Source organism: Streptomyces sp. SID5785, assembly GCF_009870065.1.
Taxonomy (GTDB): Bacteria; Actinomycetota; Actinomycetes; order Streptomycetales; family Streptomycetaceae; genus Streptomyces.
On record NZ_WWIA01000669.1, the window covers coordinates 1 to 576 of the forward strand.

Consider the following 576-nt stretch of genomic DNA (forward strand, 5'->3'; position numbering starts at 1 on the left):
GACTTGCCGCAGCCGGACTCGCCCACGATGCCCAGGGTCTCGCCCTGGTAGAGGTCGAAGGAGACGCCGTCGACGGCCTTGACCGCGCCGATCTGCTTCTTGAAGAGGATGCCCTGGGTCAGCGGGAAGTGCTTCTTCAGGTTGCGCACCTGGAGGATCGGCTCACCGCGCTCGACCGTCTTGTCGAGAGCCGCGAGCGCCGCCTCCTCGCCGGCCGCCTCGACGACCTCGACGTCGGTGACGTTCGGGGTGGCGTCCACGGCCGCGTTCTCGGCGTCCTTCTTGCTGAGCTCAGCCATGGATCGTCTCCTTCCAGAAGTGGCAGGCGCTGCGCCGTCCGGGCAGCGCGCCGCCGTCCCGCTCCGTCACCTCGACGAGCGGCGGGACGTCGGTGCGGCAGATGTCCTGCGCCATCGTGCAGCGCGGGTTGAAGGCGCAGCCGGAGGGCGTGTTCAGGAGGTTGGGCGGCAGGCCCTGGATCGCGAAGAGCTCCTGGCCCTTCTGGTCCAGGCGCGGGATCGAGTCCAGCAGTCCCTTGGTGTAGGGGTGCGCGGGCCGCTTGTAGATCTCGTGGAC

At 69.1% G+C, this 576-nt stretch carries 2 protein-coding genes; both read right to left on the reverse strand.

The window, feature by feature from the left end:
- Positions 1–299, reverse strand: a 299-nt coding sequence (locus GTW43_RS38200) for an ATP-binding cassette domain-containing protein (RefSeq protein ID WP_161303693.1), incomplete at its 3' end; no start/stop codon positions are given.
- Positions 292–576: oligopeptide/dipeptide ABC transporter ATP-binding protein (locus tag GTW43_RS21755; protein ID WP_343246083.1), on the reverse strand; the 285-nt coding region annotated here is incomplete at its 5' end. The genes GTW43_RS38200 and GTW43_RS21755, both read right to left, overlap by 8 nt.